The following is a 645-nucleotide window of genomic DNA, read 5'->3' as shown; positions in this document are numbered from 1 at the left end:
ATTTCCATGGCTGAAGATCAGGCAAAGGTTTGGTTTGGTAGTGCTCCGCCTGATTTGACTTTGAGTGCTCGTTTGCGTGGTCCTGATTGGATATATAACTACTTGCGTGGATTTTACGCCGATTCAAAGCGCCCTTATGGTGTGAATAACGTAATTTTCAAAGATGTGGGTATGCCGCACGTACTAGCTGGTTTGCAGGGTGTTTGTGCTGTCGCGCCAGAGTTAGGTGTTGAGCCTGTTGTTGATCCATTAAGCGGAAATATTGTTAAGAGTAGTGGTTGTTCTGAATATGCGACAGAAGGAAGCTTGAGTCCTGCTGAATATGACGAAGCGATCTATGATCTGGTTAACTTTTTAGAATATGTTGGTGAGCCTTCTAGGCTTCAAAGTGAGGCACTTGGCCGAAATGTTCTTATATTCCTAGCGTTTTTGTTTGTTTTTGCATACTTCTTGAACAAAGAGTATTGGAGAGATATTCACTAGTTAGCTAGAAAGAAGAATAAAAGCCGTCCATGTGTAGGCATGGAGGGCTTTTTTTGTTTCTATCCAAGAGAATTTTCACGACTGGCTTGTAAATCGTGTATAATTCTGCCCAAATTTAAAACTGTGCTATCAGTGCAGTAAATCTGATTTAAAGGTTGAGGT

General features: G+C 41.2%; 1 protein-coding gene. It reads left to right on the top strand.

Annotated features, from left to right (window positions below):
• Positions 1-483: cytochrome c1 (locus A3756_RS23460; protein WP_197481496.1), on the top strand; the 483-nt coding region annotated here is incomplete at its 5' end.
• Positions 484-645 lie beyond the last annotated feature (162 nt).

The organism is Oleiphilus sp. HI0086, from assembly GCF_001635225.1.
This window is presented reverse-complemented; position numbering and strand designations above follow the sequence as displayed.